Origin of the sequence: Rhodoferax ferrireducens (assembly GCF_003347515.1) — a bacterium.
Classification (GTDB): domain Bacteria; phylum Pseudomonadota; class Gammaproteobacteria; order Burkholderiales; family Burkholderiaceae_C; genus Rhodoferax.
The window spans coordinates 1-273 of the sequence record NZ_QEII01000049.1; the positions used below are offsets into that span (position 1 = coordinate 1).

Here is a 273-nt window from a genome sequence, read left to right on the forward strand (position 1 = left end):
AGCGGTAAATTGCTTCGTCACTGAGCCCGTGCGTAATGGGAATTCCGGTTGGAGCGGAACGTTCGTCTCCATATTCGCCAACCCATAGGCTTTGCGGAACAGGATGGCGCCGCGCTGCGAAACAATGACGCTGGCGCCTGGCTCTCCGGGCTTGAAATACTTTGAAAGCATCTCATCAATTTCATGCGCCCGAGCATAAGTTGTACCGGCTTTTTCGACGACGGGTGCGGTGTCGCCCGACCGATCCTGCGCGGTTGTAGGTAAAGTGAAACA

At 55.3% G+C, this 273-nt stretch carries 1 protein-coding gene; it reads right to left on the reverse strand.

From position 1 onward, the window contains the following. On the reverse strand, nt 1-273 hold a 273-nt coding region (locus C5P05_RS33455; RefSeq protein ID WP_157979132.1), incomplete at both ends, for a serine hydrolase.